Raw genomic sequence first — 17675 nt, forward strand, 5'->3', positions numbered from 1 at the left:
CGGTGCGGGGCGGCGCCCACCGCGACCTGCCCGCCCACCGCGGCGGCGTGCCCCGGGTGACGTTCCTGGCCGGCGGCAGGGCCGGCTGGGCGGCGATCTGCCGGATGGTCTCCGAGACCCACCTCGCCGGAGAGCGGGGACGCCCGGTGGCCACCCTCGAGCTGCTCGCCCCGCACCTGGGCGGCGGCGACGTCATGGTGCTCCTCGGCCCGTCCTCCGAGCTCGGGGTCGCCGCGTCCCGCCGTCGCGACGACCTCGGCCTGGCGGCGCTGGCGCCGTGGCTCGAGGTCGTGCCCCGCGACAACCTCGTCGTCGAGCTCGTCTCGCACCGGCTCCCCGGCGGGGGCAGCGGCGGGGGCGGCTGGGGTCCGGGCACCTCGCCGCACGCCGCCCGGATGGCCGGCGTCGCCCACAGGGCCGGGCTCGGCACGGTCCTGTCCAACGCGGTGCGCTACGCCGACCGCCTCGACGCGCCGACCGTCGACGTCCTCGACGCCGCCCGCCGGCTGGTGGCCCTGGACCGGCGCCACGTCGACCGGGCCAACGCCGAGGGCTTCCTCAAGTCCGGCAAGCAGATGCACGAGGTGGCCGAGGAGGTCTGCCGGCTGGCCGGGCTGGCCCACGACACCGACACCGAGGCCCGGAGGCTGCTCGCCCGCACCCGCGCCGTGGCCGACCGGTGCGCCCTCGACCCGCGCAGCGACCTGGGCCTGGGCGAGGTGCACTTCCCCGAGTTCGACCGGGCGGGGGAGCCGGGGCAGTCGGCGCACGCGGTGCTGCGCGCGCGCTGCGAGGCCGGCATCGGCCGGCGCTACGGCTCCGCCCCGCGCCAGCGCATCTGGAAGCGACTCGACGACGAGCTCGAGCTGGTCCGCGGGCTGGGCTACGCCTCCTACTTCCTCACCGTCGCCGACATCACCGACCTGATCGGCGAGATGGGGGTGCGCCGGGCCGCGCGGGGCTCGGGCGCCGGCAGCCTGGTCAACTACCTCCTCGGCGTCTCCGGGGTCGACCCGATCCGCCACGGGCTGCTGATGGAGCGCTTCCTGTCCCCGCTGCGCGCGTCGCTGCCCGACATCGACATCGACGTGGAGTCCGCGCGCCGCCTCGAGGTCTACGAGGCGATCCTCGCCCGCTACGGGGGCGACCGCTGCGTGTGCGTGTCGATGATGGACACCTACCGGGTGCGGCACGCCGTCCGCGACGTGGGGGCGGCCCTGGGCATGCCGCCGGGCGAGGTCGACGCGATCGCCAAGGCGTTCCCGCACATCCGGGCACGCGATGCCCGCACGGCGCTGCGCGACCTCCCCGAGCTGCGGGCCAGCGGGCTGGCCAGCGAGCGTCTCGACCTGATGTTCCGGCTGGTCGAGCGCCTCGACGRCCTGCCCCGGCACATCGCCGTCCACCCGTGCGGGGTGCTGCTCTCCGACGACACCCTGCTGTCCCGCACGCCGGTGGAGGCGTCGTACTCCGGCTTCCCGATGAGCCAGTTCGACAAGGACGACGTGGAGGCGCTGGGGCTGCTCAAGCTCGACGTGCTCGGCATCCGCATGCAGTCGGCGATGGCGCACGCGGTCGCGGAGATCTCCCGCGTCGACGGGGTCGAGGTCGACCTCGACGACGAGGTGCAGGTGCCCTTCGACGACGAGACGACCTACACGATGATCAGCTCGGCCCGCACCCWGGGCGTCTTCCAGATCGAGTCGCCCGGCCAGCGCGAGCTGGTGGGCAGGTCGGGCATCGAGTCCTTCAGCGACATCATCACCGACATCTCGCTCTTCCGACCCGGGCCGGTCAAGAGCGACATGATCACGCCCTACCTCGAGGCCAAGCAGGGGTGGAAGACCGTCCACTACGTCCACGACGACCTGCGCCCGATCCTGGAGCAGACCCAGGGCGTGGTGGTCTTCCACGAGCAGGTCATCGAGATCATCGCCCTCCTCGCCGGGGTCGGCTACGCCGAGGCCGACGAGAAGCGACGCGCGCTCGGCGACGTCGACGGGATGGCCGAGACCAAGGTGTGGTTCTTCCCGCGGGCGCTGGGGCTGGGCTACGACCTCCCCCTGGTCACCCGCCTGTGGAAGGTCATCGAGGCGTTCGCCTCCTTCGGCTTCTGCAAGGCCCACGCGGCGGCCTTCGCCCTGCCCACCTACCAGTCGGCGTGGCTCAAGGCCCACTGGCCGGCCCACTTCCTGTCCGGGGTGCTCACCCACGACCCGGGGATGTATCCCAAGCGGCTGATCCTCGAGGACGCCCGCCAGTTCGGCGTCGGGGTGCTCGGCCTCGACGTCAACGCCTCCGAGGCCTCGTACGTCGTCGAGCGCCTCGAGGACGACACCTACGCCATCCGGCTCGCGCTGGCCGAGCTCAAGGGCATCAGCGAGGCCGAGGTGTCGCGCATCGTCACCGCCCGCGGCGGCACCGGCGCGGGCTGCACCACCCCCTACGTCTCGCTCAGCGACTTCCACGCCCGCGCCCGGGTGTCGCGCCCGGTGCTCGAGCGGCTGGTGCTGGCCGGCGCCTTCGACGACCTCTACCGCATCGCGGGCGGCGACCACGAGGTCCGGCCCCGCGGCCGGTTGACGCGCCGCGACCTCCTGCTCCAGGTGGCCGAGCTCGACCGGCACGCCCGGATGCTCGACCGGACCTCGCGGGGCCGGGGGCTGGCGGCGCGCCGGGTCTCGACGCTGGTGCGCCCCGAGGAGATCGCGCAGGACGCAGCTCGACGCACCAGCTCCGACCCGGCGGTCCGGGCCGCGGCCCAGTCGCGGGCCACCCGCCCGGTCCGCGAGGCCGACTCGGTCCAGCTGACGCTCCAGCTCGGCGACGAGCCGGGGGCGGGGGAGATGGTCACCGGGCTGCCCGAGATGACCACCGACGAGCGGATGCGGGCCGAGCTGGAGATCCTGGGCCTCGACGTCAGCCAGCACGCCGTCACGCCCTACTCCGACTTCCTGGACGCCCTCGGCACCACCCGCAGCCGCGACCTGCTGCGTCGGCGCAGCCGGGCCGAGCTGCTCGTCGCCGGCGTCAAGGTCGCCACCCAGACCCCGCCGATCCGGTCGGGACGGCGGGTGGTCTTCCTGACCCTCGACGACGGGACCGGACCGGTCGACTGCACGTTCTTCGAGGACGCCCAGGGTCCCTATGCCGCCACCGTCTTCCACTCGTGGCTGCTAGTGGTGCGCGGCGAGCTGCGGCGCACCGGTCGGCGCGGCGTCTCGCTGCGGGCCACCGGGGCGTGGGCGCTGCCCGACCTGCACGCGCTGTGGCAGGGCGGGCGCAGCCGCGAGGCGGCCCTGGCCGCCGTGCGCGCCGAGATCGACCGAGTCCCGCTCGGGTGGACCGACCCCGACGAGCCCCAGCACCGTCGGGTGCTGGTGCACTCCAGTGGGTTCCAGCTGTCGCCGTACGCCGACATCAAGCCGGCCGGCGAGGACACCAAGGGTCTGGCTCGGAAACCCTGGATGGAGGAGGGCGCGCAGGGCCCGTCCCGCAATCTGTGGCACCGCAGTCCGGGGAGCCCGGGATGACGCCGGACGTGCCGCTCGCCCCACCGGTGATCCCACTAGGGTTGCCCCCATGTCTGCCAGCGAGCGCCGCCAGTCCGTCCGCACCGGCGTGGTGTGGACAGCGGTCCGCGAGGTGCTCGACGCGCCGGGTGCCTCCCACGAGCAGCAGGCGCGGATCGTCGACATCGGTGGCGGCACCGGCGGGTTCGCCGTCCCGCTGGCCGAGCTCGGCCACCGCGTCCAGGTCATCGACCCCAGCCCCGACGCCCTCGCCTCCCTCGACCGACGGGCCCGCGAGAGCGGCGTCGCCGACCGGGTCACCGGTCAGCAGGGCGACCTCGGCGACCTCGCCGGGCTCGTCGAGGCCGGCAGCGTCGACCTGGTCCTGTGCCACGGCGTCCTCGAGGTCGTCGAGGACCCCGCCGCCGCTCTCGCCGCCATCGCCGGGGTGCTGCGCCCCGGCGGGCACCTCAGCCTGCTGGTCGCCCAGCGCCACGCAGCCGTGGTCGCGCGGGCGATGGCCGGCCACTTCCAGGCCGCCCGCGACCTCCTCGACGCCGGGACGCCCAGCGGTCACCCCGGTCGTGCCGGCCACCGCTTCACCAGCGACGAGCTCGAGCCGCTGCTGTCCGGCGCCGGGCTCCGGGTCTCCTCGGTCCAGGCCGTGCGCGTCTTCGCCGACCTGGTCCCCGGCTCCCTGCTCGACCTCGAGCCGGGCGCCACGGCCGCGCTGGTGGCCCTCGAGCAGGCGGTCGCCACCCGCCCCGAGTACTTCCCCCTCGCCACCCAGCTGCACGTCCTCGCCCGCGCCTGAGCGCGCGCCGGTCCCCGAGCCCGCCTGCGCGCCCGCCCCCGCGCCCGGCCACGCCCCTGGCTGTGGGCGGTCACGATGACCGCCCTGCCCGTCGAGGACGGTCGTCTCGACCCCTCGTGGCGTGCCCCGCTCCTGCACGTGGACATGGACGCGTTCTACGCCTCGGTGGCGACCCGTGACCGGCCCGACCTGGCGGCCGTCCCGGTCATCGTCGGCGGCGGCAGCCGCGGGGTGGTGCTCTCGGCCAACTACCTCGCCCGCCAGTACGGCGTCCGCTCGGCGCTGCCGATGACCCGCGCCCGACGGATGTGCCCACAGGCGGTGGTCATCGCTCCCGACTTCGAGACCTTCGGCGCGGTGTCGTCCTCGGTGATGGAGAACTTCCGCAAGATCACCCCGCTGGTGGAGGTCGTCTCCCTCGACGAGGCCTTCCTCGACGTCCGCGGCTCGACCCGCCGGCTCGGGTCGCCGCGCGACATCGCCGGGCTGCTGCGTGCCACCATCCACGACGAGCAGGGCATCACCTGCTCGGTCGGGGTGGCCGCCTCGGTGTCGGTGGCCAAGCTGGCGAGCCGTCGGGCCAAGCCCGACGGCGTGGTGGTGGTCCCGCCCGAGCGCGTCACCTCGTTCCTGCACCCGCTCGACGTGGGGGAGCTGTGGGGCGTGGGCGAGAAGACCCGCGAGATGCTGCACCGGCTCGGCCTGGTGCGGGTCGGGGACGTCGCCCACACCCCGCTGCGCACCCTGCAGCGCGCGGTCGGCGTACACCTGGGCAGCCAGCTCCACGACCTGGCCTGGGGCACCGACCGACGCACGCTCACGGCGCGCTCGGGACCGTTCGAGCCGGACCGCTCGATGGGCGCCGACGAGACGTTCGCCCGGGACACCGACGACCGGGAGGTCATCGTGCGCGAGCTGCTGCGGCTGTCCCACCGCGTGACCGGACGGATGCGCACTGCCGGGGTGTCCGGCCGCACGGTGTCGATCAGGATCAGGTTCGCCGACTTCACCACCATCACCCGCTCGCGCACCCTGCCCGAGGCCACGGACGTGACGGTCGAGGTCTATCGCGCCGCCACCCGTCTGTACGACGCCCTGGGCCTGCAGCGCGCGCGTCTCCGGCTCGTGGGGGTCCGGGTCGAGGGCCTGGTGCCGCGTGAGTCGGTGCACCGCCAGCTGGTGCTGGGGGAGCCCGAGCACGGGTGGGCGGAGGCCGACCGGGCGGTCGACCGGGCCACCCGGAGGTTCGGTGCAGCGGCCGTCCGACCGGCCAGCCTGATCTGATCCACATCCGAAAGGGGCCAATTTCGGCAGGCGGCTACCCGGTTGCCCACCGGGTGCCTAGACTTGGCGACACGGCTGGCACGTCGATGTGTTGGTGGAGGAGGTCACGATGCCGCTGTCCGAGGAAGAGCTGCGAATGCTCGAGCAGATGGAGCGCGCGCTCGTCGCAGAGGACCCCAAGCTGGCGTCCACTCTGCGCGGCACCGCCATGCAGCGAGCCGCCCGCCGGCGGGCGATCGCCTCGGGTGTCGTCTTCGTCGCCGGCATGGCCCTGCTCACCGGCGGGGTCGTCTTCTCCATGATCGCGCTCGGCATCGCCGGCTTCCTGGTGATGCTGGCCGCCGCTGCGGTCGCCGTCACCGCCCTGCGCAACCCGGCCAGCTCCGCGCCGCACCGGCGCGACACCCGCCACACCGGCTTCGGCGTGGTCGACGGCGGCAAGGCCGGCAAGTCACAGCGCTTCGGGCGCACCCGGCGCACCAGGTCGTCCGGCTCCTTCATGGAGCGCATGGACGAGCGGTGGCGCCGGCGCCGCGACAACGGCCCCTACTGACCCACCAGCTGAGCCACCAACGGCCGGAGCCCCGGCAGGCGCCATCGGCCACGTCCCGCGAGCGCCTCACCCTGCGTGGTCGGCGAGCTCCCGGTCCGGCTCCGGCGCACGCGTGACGACCCCGGACCCGGGGCGGTGCGGGGTCGGCCGGAGCGAGCGCGGCCACCGACCGGCCCGACGAGCGGTCCGCGGCGAGACGCCCGCGACGAGCGCGTCCTGGACGGCGACGACGTCGGCAGCCCGTACCGAGGAGTCCCCGGGGACCGACGAGCGCGCGTAGCGGGACTCCTCGAGCTCGAGGACCAGCCGGTCGAGCGCAGCGGCTCCCTCCGGCGCCAGCTCCCGTCCGCGGCGCGGACGGTCCGAGCGATCACCCTCCTCGCCGGGCGCGCCGAGGCGCTCACCGAGCCAGGTGCCGATGGCGCGAGGTGACCGTCCTCCCGGCCATCCGTGGCCGAGGTCGACGGCGATGTCGCGCAGCTCCTCCCACGCCTCCTCGACCCCGGCGGCGAGACGGCTCTCGCGCCGACGACGGCGGAGCAGCCCGGGCAGCAGGAGCACCAGGGCGACGAGCAGCAGCACCGCGAGCAGGAGCACGACCGCGAGCCACGGGACCGGCGAGCCCTCGTCGCCCGCGGCGGCGGTCGGGTCGGGGGCCGCGCTCTGTCCGCGGTCGGGCAGAGCCTCCGACGAGCGGGTGGCGCCGGGGGACACCGACGGCTCCTCGATGGCCGGCAGCTCGCCGCGCGTGTAGGTCGGCACGGTCTCGGCGCGCTGGCCCGGGGTGGGCTCGAAGCGCACCCAGCCGGAGCCGGGGAAGTAGAGCTCGGGCCAGGCGTGCAGGTCGTGGGAGGAGAACTCCCACGTGTTGGGGCCGGCCGAGCGCGGCTCGAGGAACCCGACCGCCACCCGGGCCGGGATGCCGACGATGCGGGCCATGATCGCCATCGAGGCGGCGAACTGCTCGCAGTAGCCCTCGCGCCCGGACCGGTCGAGGAACGCGTCCAGGTCGCCGGCGTCGGAGTCGTCGATGGCGGTGTCGTTGTACTCGAACCCACCGTCCTCGCGGAACCACTGCTGCAGGACCCTGGCCTTGCGGAAGCGGGTGGAGGCATCGCCGGTCACTGCCGCCGCGAGGCTGCGCACCTCGCTGGACACGCTGGGCGGCACCTCGAGGTAGGCGGAGCGCACGTCGGCGGCACCGGAGACGGCCCGGTCCATGGCGGCGCCGTCGAGGGTGAGGGTCACCCCGGTGAAGTCGTAGGCCTTGCCGGCCGTGGTCACCTCGTCGTCGGCGCTGATGAAGTCCATCGTCGAGGAGTCGTAGCGCCAGTCGCCGGACGCCTGGATGTCGGAGACCTGTGCGGTGGTCGGCAGCCAGGTCGACGCGAAGTCCGGGCTGATCCGCACGTGGTACGGCGACTCCTGGCGCGGCACGGAGACGTCCACGCCGTCGAGGGGCGGCATCGCCCCGCGGGCCACCTGGGTCTCGGGGATGTCGCGGTCTCCGGGTGTCCACGTGTCGCCGTTGAAGCGGGTCAGCACCGACAGCCGCAGGTACGTCGGACGGTCGCCCGGGGTCGTGACGTAGACGAGCGGGATGTCCTGCCCGCGCGACAGGTCACGGCGCAGGTCCACCATCGGGTCGGCTACCTCGATCTCGCGCTTGCCCGGACCCTTGCCGTCGAAGAGCGCGACATCGAGCGTCGGGATGAGGACGGGCAGGGCGATGGCCATCGCGGTCGCCGTGGCCCCGATCGTGAGCGCCGAGCCGCGCACGGCACCGGTACGCACGCCGAACCCGGTCGGGTCGGTGTCGTCGTCGTTGACCTCGCGGCCCCAGCGGGTCACCTGCTCCTCGTGGGCGATGAACATCATGGCCAGGAAGCCGGCGGAGATCAGCGCGAAGGTCCACCAGGAGGGGCCCTCGCCGGTGACCGACACCGGCACGGAGTAGGCCGTCAGCAGCACCAGGCCGGCCAGCGGCACGCGCCGCAGGGTGCAGGCGAGGAGGTCGGTGGCGAGCAGCGTGAGGGTGCCGCCGACCAGCAGCAGCGCGTGCACCGGCGGCACGCCGGGCGGCACGGGCGCCTCGTACAGCCGCGCGGACTCGAGGCCGGAGGAGAAGGCGTCACCGAACGCCGCCAGGGTGGACCCGGTCGGCAGCACCGATCCGGTGACGACGAAGAGCAGCCACAACGCCGAGAAGGCGACCTGGCAGAGCACGACGACGCCCGCGGGGACCCTCATCGTGCGTGCCGTCGCGCCGCCCACGGCCAGGGCGATGGCGAGCAGGAACAGGGGCATCGTCACCGACGCGGCGTCGGAGGTCAGGATCCGCCAGGAGAGGAGCGTGAACCAGGTCGTGGCGGCGCAGAGCGCGGCGAGGCCGAGCGCGGGACCGAACCGGGTGCGGGGGCTCATGTGCCCACCCGCTCCCGCTTGCCGAGACGGCCGAGCTCCTGCCAGACCACCTCGAGGTGGTCGCGCGGGGTCAGGGTGACCGCTCGCCAGCCGTGGGCGGCGAGTCCGTTGGCCGTGCTGCCGGTGGCCGAGGGAGGCAGGTGCGGCGCCCACTGGTCCACGTCGAGCGCGATCGCGGCGGTGGTGCTCGCGTGGTGCTGCATGCGCTTGAGGAACGGAGCGTCCGCGTCGCTCACCTGGCCCACCACGGCCACGAGCAGGCCGCCCTGGCCGGCCTCGGCCAGCCAGGAGGTGTCGAGGCGGGGGGAGTGCTCGATCTGCACCACGGCGAGGGCCTCCAGCAGGGGGGCCGTGTTGACCGCCGCGCTGCGGGAGTGCCACGCGGTGCCCGGTTCCTCGCCCGAGGCGGTAACCAGCCGTACGGCGTACCCGCGCTGCGCGAGGTGCACCGCGACCGAGGCGGCGGCCGAGACGGCCGCCTCCAGGGACGAGGCGATGCCCTGTCCGCGGTGGGAGACGAGCCGGTTGTCCAGGAAGACGGTGGCGCGCGACTGCCAGGGCTGCTCCTCGCGGCGGACCATCAGCTCGCCGACCCGGGCCGAGCTCCGCCAGTGCACCCGGCGCAGGTCGTCGCCGCGGCGGTACTCCCGGACGGTGACGTCCTCGGCGCTACCGGTCGCGAAGGAGCGCGGTCGGTTGTCGCCCGAGCCGGTCCACGCGCCGCCGAGCATGATGCCCGGGAGCGGGACGGTGCGCGGTGTGACGGTGAGCGAGGCGGTCGTGTGGAACGCGCGGCCGAGCTCGATGAGGCCGAAGGGGTCGGTGACCCGCACGGTCATCGGCCCGACGTCGAAGTGCCCGCGCACGTCCGAGCGCACGGTGTAGCTCACGTGCCGGCGCCAGCCGTGGCCGATGCCCTCGAGCACGAAGCGTGGGCGGGGGCCGAGCACGTAGGGGAGGTGGTCCTCGAGCAGCAGCACCCCGGTCGGCGTCCGGGCCTCGTTGGTCAGGGTCAGCTGGATCCGGGACGGCTGGCCGGCCGCGACCAGCTGCGGCGACACGGTGCGCACCAGGGCCAAGCGGTAGCGGGAGCGGCCGATCCACAGCGCGGTGAGTAGGGGCAGCGCGGTGACGAGCACGCCGACGCGCACCAACGCGGGGTGCCCGACGATGATCGAGCAGACGATCGTGGTGACGCCGGCAGCCAGGAAGGCCCGTCYGCGGACGGTCAGTCCGGCGAGGGCCTCACGCACGGTCCGGCTCGGGGACGGGCACGCCGGCCACGATGGCGTCCAGGATCGACGCGCTCGAGCGGCCGCTCATCGCTGCCTCGACGCTGGGCAGCAGCCGGTGCGCCAGCACCGGTCGCGCCAGCCCGTGGACGTCGTCGGGCAGCACGTAGTCGCGACCGCGCATCGCCGCCGCGGCCTTGGCGGCACGCACCAGGTGGAGCGTCGCGCGGGGCGAGGCGCCGAGGTGCAGGTCGCTCGAGGTGCGGGTCGCGGTGGCGAGCGCGACGGCGTACCGCTGGACCGCGGTCGCGACGTGCACCTGCCCCACGATGTCGGTCAGCTTGCGGATCTCGCCGGCGTCGGTCACCGCCTCGAGGTCGTCGAGCGGGTTCGCGCTGGTGTGCGAGTTCAACATCGCCAGCTCGGCGGACTCGACGGGGTACCCGACCGAGACACGGGCCATGAAGCGGTCACGCTGCGCCTCGGGGAGGGCGTAGGTGCCCTCCATCTCGATGGGGTTCTGGGTCGCGATCACCATGAACGGCTTGTCGAGCTGGTACGTCGTGTTGTCGACGGTGACCTGACGCTCCTCCATGCACTCCAGCAGCGCCGACTGCGTCTTGGGGGAGGCCCGGTTGATCTCGTCGCCGACCACGATGTTGGCGAAGACGCCGCCGGGGCGGAACTCGAACTGGCGCGTGTCCTGGTTGAACACCGAGACACCGGTGACGTCGGAGGGCAGCAGGTCCGGGGTGAACTGGATGCGCCGCACACTGGAGTCGATGCTGCGGGCGAGCGCCTTGCTGAGCTGGGTCTTGCCGACGCCGGGGACGTCCTCGATGAGGAGGTGACCCTCCGCGAGCAGCACCACGAGGGCCGCGTTGACCACGTCGGGCTTGCCCTCGATGACGTGCTCGATGTTGGCCCGGACCCTGCCGATGACCCGGGCCAACGTGTCGAGGTCGGCCCCGCCCTGGATCGACGTACTCACGTGCTGTCCCCATTTCCTGGCCGAGGCTCGTAGCCGGCACGACGCCGGTCCCGCCGTCCCCACCGTATGACGTGGGCGCAACATACCCGCGCGCTCCGCCCCGGCAGGGCTTTCCCCACCATCCTCCCCACCATCCTCCCCACTTTCCCCCACCCCGGACCCCCCTGGATGCGCCATTCCTCCCCACCGGCGCTCCACCCGGGCCCGGGCGACGTGCCCCCCGGACGCCCAACAGCCCGCTGACCTGCGGTTTCGTCGCCGAACGCCGGGGGCGACCGGTGCGCGACCACCCGGGCACGGCCGGCGGGCCGGAGCGTGGGGGAGCGGGCCATTCAGGCGCGGAAACACGCGTGGAATGGTTGACGGTGGAGCGATGTGGAGTAGAGTGGTGGAAAGTGGGGAACAGGGACGGAAAGGTGGGTGCCAGATGTTCTTCGGCACCTACACACCGAAGCTCGACGAGAAGGGCCGTCTCTTCCTCCCCGCCAAGTTCAGGGACCAGCTGACGGAGGGACTCGTGGTGACCAGAGGGCAGGAGCGCTGTCTGACCGTCTGGTCGATGGACGACTTCTCCCGTCTGACCGACCGGCTCCGCGAGGCGCCGGTCACCAACAAGGGCACCCGTGACTACGTCCGCATGTTGTTCGCGGCGGCGTCGCAGGAGGTCCCCGACAAGCAGGGCCGCATCTCCATCCCGGGGCCCCTGCGCGAGTACGCCTCGCTCACCAAGGACGTCGTGGTCATCGGCTCGATGAACCGCATCGAGATCTGGGACCCGGCGGCGTGGACGAGCTACTCGGAGGACCAGGAGCAGAAGTTCTCCGAGCTCAGCGACGAGGTCTTCCCCGGGATCTAGCCCCGAGGCACGGCACCACAGGCACGCACAACTCAACAGCTGATCCGGCACCACAGCACCAGGTCTCGTGCCCGCTCTCCCGTCGCCTTCTGGGGCACTTCCCCGGCACCAGACGGCCTTCCCCATCGAGGGAGCGGGCAGGGACCTGGCGAGGTGGCACCGGATCGGCACCAGTCCATCAGCACCAGCCAGCACCAGCAACGCACCAGTGGGGTCGAGACCATGAGCACCAGGAGCCTGAGCAACGTCAGGGGGCAGTCCCTCGCCGGCCGTCCGCCGCGCGTGCGTGAGCAGGCCCGCGACGCCGTCACCGTGATGGTGTTCTCCGCGGCCATGTCGGCGTCGTTCGCCACGGCCCTGGTCCTCCTCTCCCACCTGGGCCGTCAGGGCTGATCGGTGACGACCCCCCAGCACGCCCCGGTGCTCCTCGACCGGGTCGTCGCCCTCCTGCGGCCTGCGCTCGATCGAGAGGGCGCCGTCCTCGTCGACTGCACCCTGGGCCTCGGCGGGCACGCCGAGGCCGTCCTCGAGCGGATCGGCGCCGCGCGCGTCATCGGCATCGACCGGGACACGGCCGCCCTCGAGCTGGCCGGCGAACGCCTGCGCCCCTTCGGGGAGCGCTTCACCGGCGTCCACGCGGTGTACGACGAGATCCCCGAGGTCCTCGCCGACCAGGGCCTCCAGACCGTCGACGCCGTCCTCTTCGACCTCGGCGTCTCCTCCATGCAGCTCGACGTGCGCTCGCGCGGCTTCGCCTACGCCGAGGACGCCCCCCTCGACATGCGCATGGACGACACCACCGGCATCACCGCCGCCGAGGTGCTCAACACCTACTCGGTCCCCGAGCTGACCCGCGTGCTGCGGGACTACGGCGAGGAGAAGTTCGCACGCAAGATCGCCCGCGCCGTCGTCCGCGACCGCGAGACCGAGCCCTTCACCACCAGCGCCCGCCTCGTGGAGCTGCTGTACGCCGAGATCCCGGCGCCTGCGCGGCGTACCGGGGGACACCCCGCCAAGCGGACCTTCCAGGCGCTGCGCATGGAGGTCAACGACGAGCTGGCCGTGCTGCACCGGGCGATCCCGGCGGCCATCGACGCGATCAACCTCGGCGGCCGCGTGGTCGTCGAGTCCTACCACTCCCTCGAGGACCGGTTGGTCAAGCGGGCATTCACCGCCGTCACCCGCCTCGACGTGCCGGACGACCTCCCCTTCATCCCCGAGGGCAGCGAGCCGGCCTTCCGCAACGTCACCCGCGGCGCGGAGCAGGCCGACGAGCACGAGATCGAGCAGAACCCCCGAGCAGCCTCGGTGCGCCTCCGCGCACTCGAGCGTGTCCTTCCCCACCGAGGAGTCGTGCGATGAGCAGCCCCGCCGTCCAGATCCGCCACCGCGTCCCGCGCATCGCCCAGGAGGCCGTCGAGCGGGCCCGCCTCTCCGTCGTCCCGCGGGCGCGCACCCGCGCCCCGAAGGTCCCGTTCGTGACGCTGGTCAGCCTGGTGCTGGTCGGTGGCATCGTCGGGCTGCTCCTCTTCAACACCTCCATGCAGCAGGCGTCCTTCGCCGCGACGTCGCTCGAGGAGGAGGCCACCAACCTCGCCGCTCGCGAGCAGACCCTGCAGATGGAGCTCGACGAGCTGCGCAACCCCCAGCGGGTCGCGACCCAGGCCCAGCAGATGGGCATGGTCGTGCCGGCCGCCCCGACCTTCCTGACCCTCGGTGGCGACGTGGAGGGCGTCAAGACGCCGGCCACCCCCGAGGACCGGCTCAACCTCGTCCCGCCCGCCCCGGTCAAGCCCGGTGTCCTGGCCCCGGCGCCGACCATCGTCGAGGTCCCGGCCGCCGAGGCGCCCGTGCCCGAGACCCCGGTCGACGGGGCGACGGACACCGGTGCCACGACCAGCGCCAGGAAGAGCAACGGCGGCTGACGGCGCGGCCTGACGGCCAACGCCGGTCCCGGCCGGTAGACATGGGACCTGCCCCACCAGTCACACCATCACCATCCGTACGACCCACCAGACAGCCCAGAAGGACGGAGTCGGAGTGCCCGCCAACCGGACCGCACGACGCGGGTCGCCCCAGCTGCGCCTCCGTATCGGGCTCATCCTGATCGCGATGGTGCTCTCGTTCTTCGGCGCCCGACTGGTGCAGCTGCAGGGCATCGACCCGAAGGCGTACGCCGCGATGGCCGCCGCCGAGGGCGTCGTCAACGTGGTGCTGCCCGCCGAGCGTGGAGACATCCTGGACCGCAACGGCCTGCCGCTGGCCGACTCGATCCAGGGCAAGATGGTCGTCGCCGACCCGACGATGACCGCCGACGACGCCCCCGCGATCGCCCAGATCCTGTCCACCGGCCTGGACATCGACTACTTCCGCACCCTCAGCGCCCTGCGCGGTCGCAAGGAGGGCAGCCACTTCGAGTACGTCGCCCGCCGCGTGCCGAGCACGCTGGCCACCGACGTGCTCGACCAGGTCCGCGAGGCCGGCTTCATCGGCGTGGACGTCGAGGACGACCCGATCCGCGACTACCCGGCCGACGACGTGGCGGCCAACCTGCTGGGCTTCATGGGAACCGACGAGCCGCTGGGCGGCTTCGAGCGCACCTTCGACGCGCAGCTGGCCGGCAAGGACGGCACGGCTCGCTACACGGTCGGCGGCGGCAACCGGGTGCCGCTGGGGGAGAACAGCGTCGTCCCCGCCCGCAACGGCGAGGCCCTAAGGACCACCATCGACCTCGACCTCCAGTGGTTCACCCAGCGGGTGTTGACCCAGACCCTCCAGAAGTACCGCGCCCAGAGCGGCGTGGCCCTCGTGATGGACACCCGCACCGGCGAGCTGCTCGCGCTGGCCGACGCCCCGACCTTCGACGCCAACAAGCCGCTCGAGGCCGACAAGGAGGACCTCGGGTCCCGGGCGCTCAGCGACGCCTACGAGCCCGGGTCCGTGGAGAAGGTGCTCACCGCTGCCTCGTTGATCGACGCCGGCAAGGTGACGCCGCGCCAGAAGTTCCGCGTCCCGCCGCTGCTGCACCGCCAGGACCGCGCGATCGGCGACTGGTTCGACCACGGCAACATCCGGCTCACGATGACCGGGATCCTGGCCAAGTCCTCCAACATCGGCACCGTGCTCGCGGCCGACGCGTTCACGCCGCCCGAGCTCACGACGTACCTGCGTGCCTTCGGCCTCGGGCAGCGCACCGACGTCGGCGTCCGCGGCGAGTCGCCCGGCATCCTCACCGACGGCAACGTGATGACCTCGCAGACCAAGGACCGCGTCGCCTTCGGCCAGTCGCTGTCGGTCAACGCCGTCCAGATGGCCGCGGCGGTCAACACCATCGCCAACGGTGGTGTCCGCATCGCCCCCAGCCTGATCCAGGGCAGCGCCACCACCGACGAGGGTGTGGACGTCGGCACCGACAACGCCCAGGCCACCCGCGTCGTCAGCGAGCAGGCCGCGCGCCAGACCGCACGGATGATGGAGCGTGTCACCCACGAGGGCGCGGGCGTCGCCCCGATGGCTGCGGTGCCCGGCTACCTCACCGCCGGCAAGACCGGCACCGCGCAGCGTGTCGACGACGAGTGCGGCTGCTACGACGGCTCCACCACGGTCTCCTTCGGTGGGTTCGCGCCCGCCGACGACCCCCGCTTCACCGTCTACGTGGCCGTGCACTYGCCCGGCATCGACGGCGGTGGCGCCACGGTGGCCGGACCCGCGTTCGCGCGGATCCTCGGCTACGCCCTGGGCCGCTACGGAGTCCCGCCGACCGGCGGCAAGCCCTCGCGCCTGCCCGTCGAGTGGTGACCGGGCGAGACTAGTCTCCACCCGTGATCGGCAACCCCCACACCGGTACCCGGCCCGCCTCGCCCGTCGTCACCCGACTGGGCGACCTGGCCGACTGGCTCGGCACCCTGACCCCCGTGCGCGGTGACGGCGACCTCGCCGCCGAGGTCTCCGGCATCTCCCTGAGCACCTCCCGCGTCCTCCCCGGCGACCTGTACGCCGCCCTCCCGGGCGCCCGCGCGCACGGCGCCGACTTCGCCGACCAGGCCCTCGCCGCCGGCGCGGTGGCCGTGCTGACCGACGAGGACGGCGCGGCCCGTCTCCCCGCAGGCACGCCCGTGCTGGTCGTCGGGCAGCCGCGGGCCGTGCTCGGCCGGCTGGCGGCCCACGTCCACGGCGAGCCCGCCGCCGACCTCACCGTGATCGGCGTGACCGGCACCCAGGGCAAGACCACCACCACCCGGCTGCTGGAGGCGGGCCTCGAGCAGGCCGGCGTACCCGCGGCCGTGGTCGGCACCGTCGGCACCCGGATCCACGGGGTCGACGTGAAGACGTCGCTGACCACCCCGGAGGCACCCGACCTGCACGGCCTGTTCGCGGTGATGCGTGAGCAGGGTGTCGTCGCGTGCGCGATGGAGGTCTCCAGCCACGCCCTGGTGCTCGGCCGGGTCGACGGCGTCGTCTTCGATGTCGCGACCTTCCTCAACCTCGGTCGCGACCACCTGGACTTCCACCCCGACGTGGAGGACTACTTCGCCGCGAAGGCGTCGCTCTTCACCCCCGAGCGCGCGCGACGGGGACTGACCAATGTCGACGACGAGCACGGCCGCCTCCTGCTGGACCGCGCCACCATCTCGATGCAGACCTTCTCCACCGGCGGGCGGGATGCCGACTGGCGAGCCGTCGACGTCGAGCTGACCGGTGACGGTGCCCGCTTCACCGTCGAGGGGCCGGGCGGCCTGCGGGTCGACGCGGGAGTGCCGGTGCCGGGTGGCTTCAACGTCTCCAACGCGCTGGCGGCCATCGCCTCCGCGGCCCTGGCCGGACTCGACCCGCACGAGGTCGCCCGCGGCATCGCCGAGGGTGGGGGAGTGCCGGGCCGCCTGGAGCGGATCGACGCCGGCCAGGACTTCACCGTGCTCGTCGACTTCGCGCACAAGCCCGACGCCGTGGAGGCGGTCCTCACGACCCTGCGCCCCCTCACCGACGGGCAGGTCATCATGGTCCTCGGCGCGGGCGGCGACCGCGACCCCGGCAAGCGACCGATCATGGGCGAGATCGCTGCCCGGCTCGCCGACGTCCTCGTCGTCACCGACGACAACCCCCGCTCCGAGGACCCGGCCGCGATCCGCGCTGCCCTCGTCGCGGGCACGACGCGGGGACGGGCCGAGGTGGTCGAGATCGGTGACCGGCGTGCGGCCATCCGCCACGCCGTGGGCCGTGCCCGACCGGGCGACGTCGTGCTGGTCGCCGGCAAGGGCCACGAGGCGGGCCAGGAGGTGCACGGCGAGGTGCACCCGTTCGACGACCGCGTGGTCGCCGCCGAGGAGATCAGGAAGGTCCGCCGATGATCGAGATGACCCTGGCCGAGGTCGCCGACGTCGTGGGCGGCGTCGCCCACGGCGAGGCCRCCATCACCGGCAGCGCCTTCGTCGACACCCGCACCCCCGAGCCCGGGGGCCYGTTCGTCGCCGTGGACGGTGAGCACGTCGACGGCCACGACTACGCCCGTACGGCGCTCGCGGCCGGCGCCGCTGCCGTCCTGGGCAGCCGACCGACCGAGGCTCCCACCGTCGTGGTCGACGACGTGGTCCACGCGGTCGGGGTGCTGGCCCGCCACGTCGTGGACCGGCTCCCCGACACCACCGTGCTCGCCCTGACCGGCAGCCAGGGCAAGACCGGCACCAAGGACTACCTCGCCCACGTGCTGGAGGCCGCCGGCCCCACGGTGGCGACCCGGGGCAACTTCAACAACGAGATCGGCGTGCCGCTCACCGTCCTGCGCGCCACCGAGGAGACCCGCTTCCTCGTCGTCGAGATGGGCGCCCGTGGCGTGGGGCATGTCGGCTACCTGTGCACCATCGCCCCGCCCCGGGTCGCGGCCGTCCTCAACGTCGGCACGGCCCACATCGGCGAGTTCGGCAGCCGTGAGGCCATCGCGCAGGCCAAGGGCGAGATCGTCGAGGCCCTGCCGAGCGACGGCACCGCCGTGCTCAACGCCGACGACCCCCT

14 protein-coding genes are annotated in these 17675 nt (G+C 73.4%); 11 read left to right on the forward strand and 3 right to left on the reverse strand.

The window, feature by feature from the left end:
* The 4 genes from AC1DQF_RS17905 to AC1DQF_RS17920 all read left to right on the forward strand — a co-directional run.
* Positions 1 to 3533, forward strand: a 3533-nt coding sequence (locus AC1DQF_RS17905) for a DNA polymerase III subunit alpha (RefSeq protein ID WP_477526582.1), incomplete at its 5' end; no start/stop codon positions are given.
* A 49-nt stretch (positions 3534 to 3582) separates the two neighbouring features.
* Complete coding sequence (locus tag AC1DQF_RS17910; RefSeq protein ID WP_477526583.1) at positions 3583 to 4326, forward strand: methyltransferase domain-containing protein; 744 nt, start codon at positions 3583 to 3585, stop codon at positions 4324 to 4326.
* A gap of 75 nt (positions 4327 to 4401) precedes the next feature.
* Positions 4402 to 5610 (forward strand): DNA polymerase IV, encoded by a 1209-nt coding sequence (gene dinB / locus AC1DQF_RS17915; protein WP_477526584.1) that lies wholly within the window; start codon positions 4402 to 4404, stop codon positions 5608 to 5610.
* A 109-nt stretch (positions 5611 to 5719) separates the two neighbouring features.
* Positions 5720 to 6163, forward strand: coding sequence for a DUF3040 domain-containing protein (locus tag AC1DQF_RS17920; RefSeq protein WP_477526585.1), 444 nt, complete (start codon positions 5720 to 5722; stop codon positions 6161 to 6163).
* A gap of 66 nt (positions 6164 to 6229) precedes the next feature.
* Here AC1DQF_RS17920 and AC1DQF_RS17925 read toward each other — a convergent pair whose 3' ends face one another.
* From AC1DQF_RS17925 to AC1DQF_RS17935, 3 genes are read right to left on the reverse strand one after another with little or no spacing between them, the layout of a single operon-like run.
* Positions 6230 to 8587 carry a transglutaminase TgpA family protein gene (locus AC1DQF_RS17925; RefSeq protein ID WP_477526586.1) on the reverse strand — a complete coding sequence of 786 codons (2358 nt, stop codon included), beginning with the start codon at positions 8585 to 8587 and terminating at the stop codon, positions 6230 to 6232.
* Complete coding sequence (locus AC1DQF_RS17930; RefSeq protein WP_477526587.1) at positions 8584 to 9840, reverse strand: DUF58 domain-containing protein; 1257 nt, start codon at positions 9838 to 9840, stop codon at positions 8584 to 8586. Before AC1DQF_RS17930 ends, AC1DQF_RS17925 begins: the two co-directional genes overlap by 4 nt.
* Positions 9833 to 10810, reverse strand: a complete 978-nt coding sequence (locus AC1DQF_RS17935) for an AAA family ATPase (RefSeq protein ID WP_477526588.1) — start codon at positions 10808 to 10810, stop codon at positions 9833 to 9835. The genes AC1DQF_RS17930 and AC1DQF_RS17935 overlap by 8 nt, the downstream gene beginning before the upstream one ends.
* Positions 10811 to 11237: 427 nt before the next feature.
* Here AC1DQF_RS17935 and mraZ point away from each other — a divergent pair, with 427 nt between their 5' ends.
* From mraZ to AC1DQF_RS17970, 7 genes are all read left to right on the forward strand, one after another.
* Positions 11238 to 11666 (forward strand): division/cell wall cluster transcriptional repressor MraZ, encoded by a 429-nt coding sequence (gene mraZ / locus AC1DQF_RS17940; protein ID WP_477526589.1) that lies wholly within the window; start codon positions 11238 to 11240, stop codon positions 11664 to 11666.
* A gap of 222 nt (positions 11667 to 11888) precedes the next feature.
* A complete protein-coding gene (locus AC1DQF_RS17945; protein WP_477526590.1) occupies positions 11889 to 12059 on the forward strand; it encodes a hypothetical protein in 171 nt (56 codons plus the stop codon).
* 3 nt (positions 12060 to 12062) lie between these two features.
* A complete protein-coding gene (gene rsmH, locus AC1DQF_RS17950; RefSeq protein ID WP_477526591.1) occupies positions 12063 to 13028 on the forward strand; it encodes a 16S rRNA (cytosine(1402)-N(4))-methyltransferase RsmH in 966 nt (321 codons plus the stop codon).
* Positions 13025 to 13591 carry a cell division protein FtsL gene (gene ftsL, locus AC1DQF_RS17955; protein ID WP_477526592.1) on the forward strand — a complete coding sequence of 189 codons (567 nt, stop codon included), beginning with the start codon at positions 13025 to 13027 and terminating at the stop codon, positions 13589 to 13591. The genes rsmH and ftsL overlap by 4 nt, the downstream gene beginning before the upstream one ends.
* Positions 13592 to 13706: 115 nt before the next feature.
* Positions 13707 to 15464, forward strand: a complete 1758-nt coding sequence (locus AC1DQF_RS17960; protein WP_477526593.1) for a peptidoglycan D,D-transpeptidase FtsI family protein — start codon at positions 13707 to 13709, stop codon at positions 15462 to 15464.
* A 23-nt stretch (positions 15465 to 15487) separates the two neighbouring features.
* Positions 15488 to 17014: a UDP-N-acetylmuramoyl-L-alanyl-D-glutamate--2,6-diaminopimelate ligase gene (locus AC1DQF_RS17965; RefSeq protein ID WP_477526594.1), complete on the forward strand. Its 1527-nt coding sequence runs from the start codon at positions 15488 to 15490 to the stop codon at positions 17012 to 17014.
* A partial coding sequence (locus AC1DQF_RS17970) for a Mur ligase family protein (RefSeq protein ID WP_477526595.1) occupies positions 17011 to 17675 on the forward strand: 665 nt, incomplete at its 3' end. The genes AC1DQF_RS17965 and AC1DQF_RS17970, both read left to right, overlap by 4 nt.

Source organism: Nocardioides sp. P4_G4 (assembly GCF_056401085.1).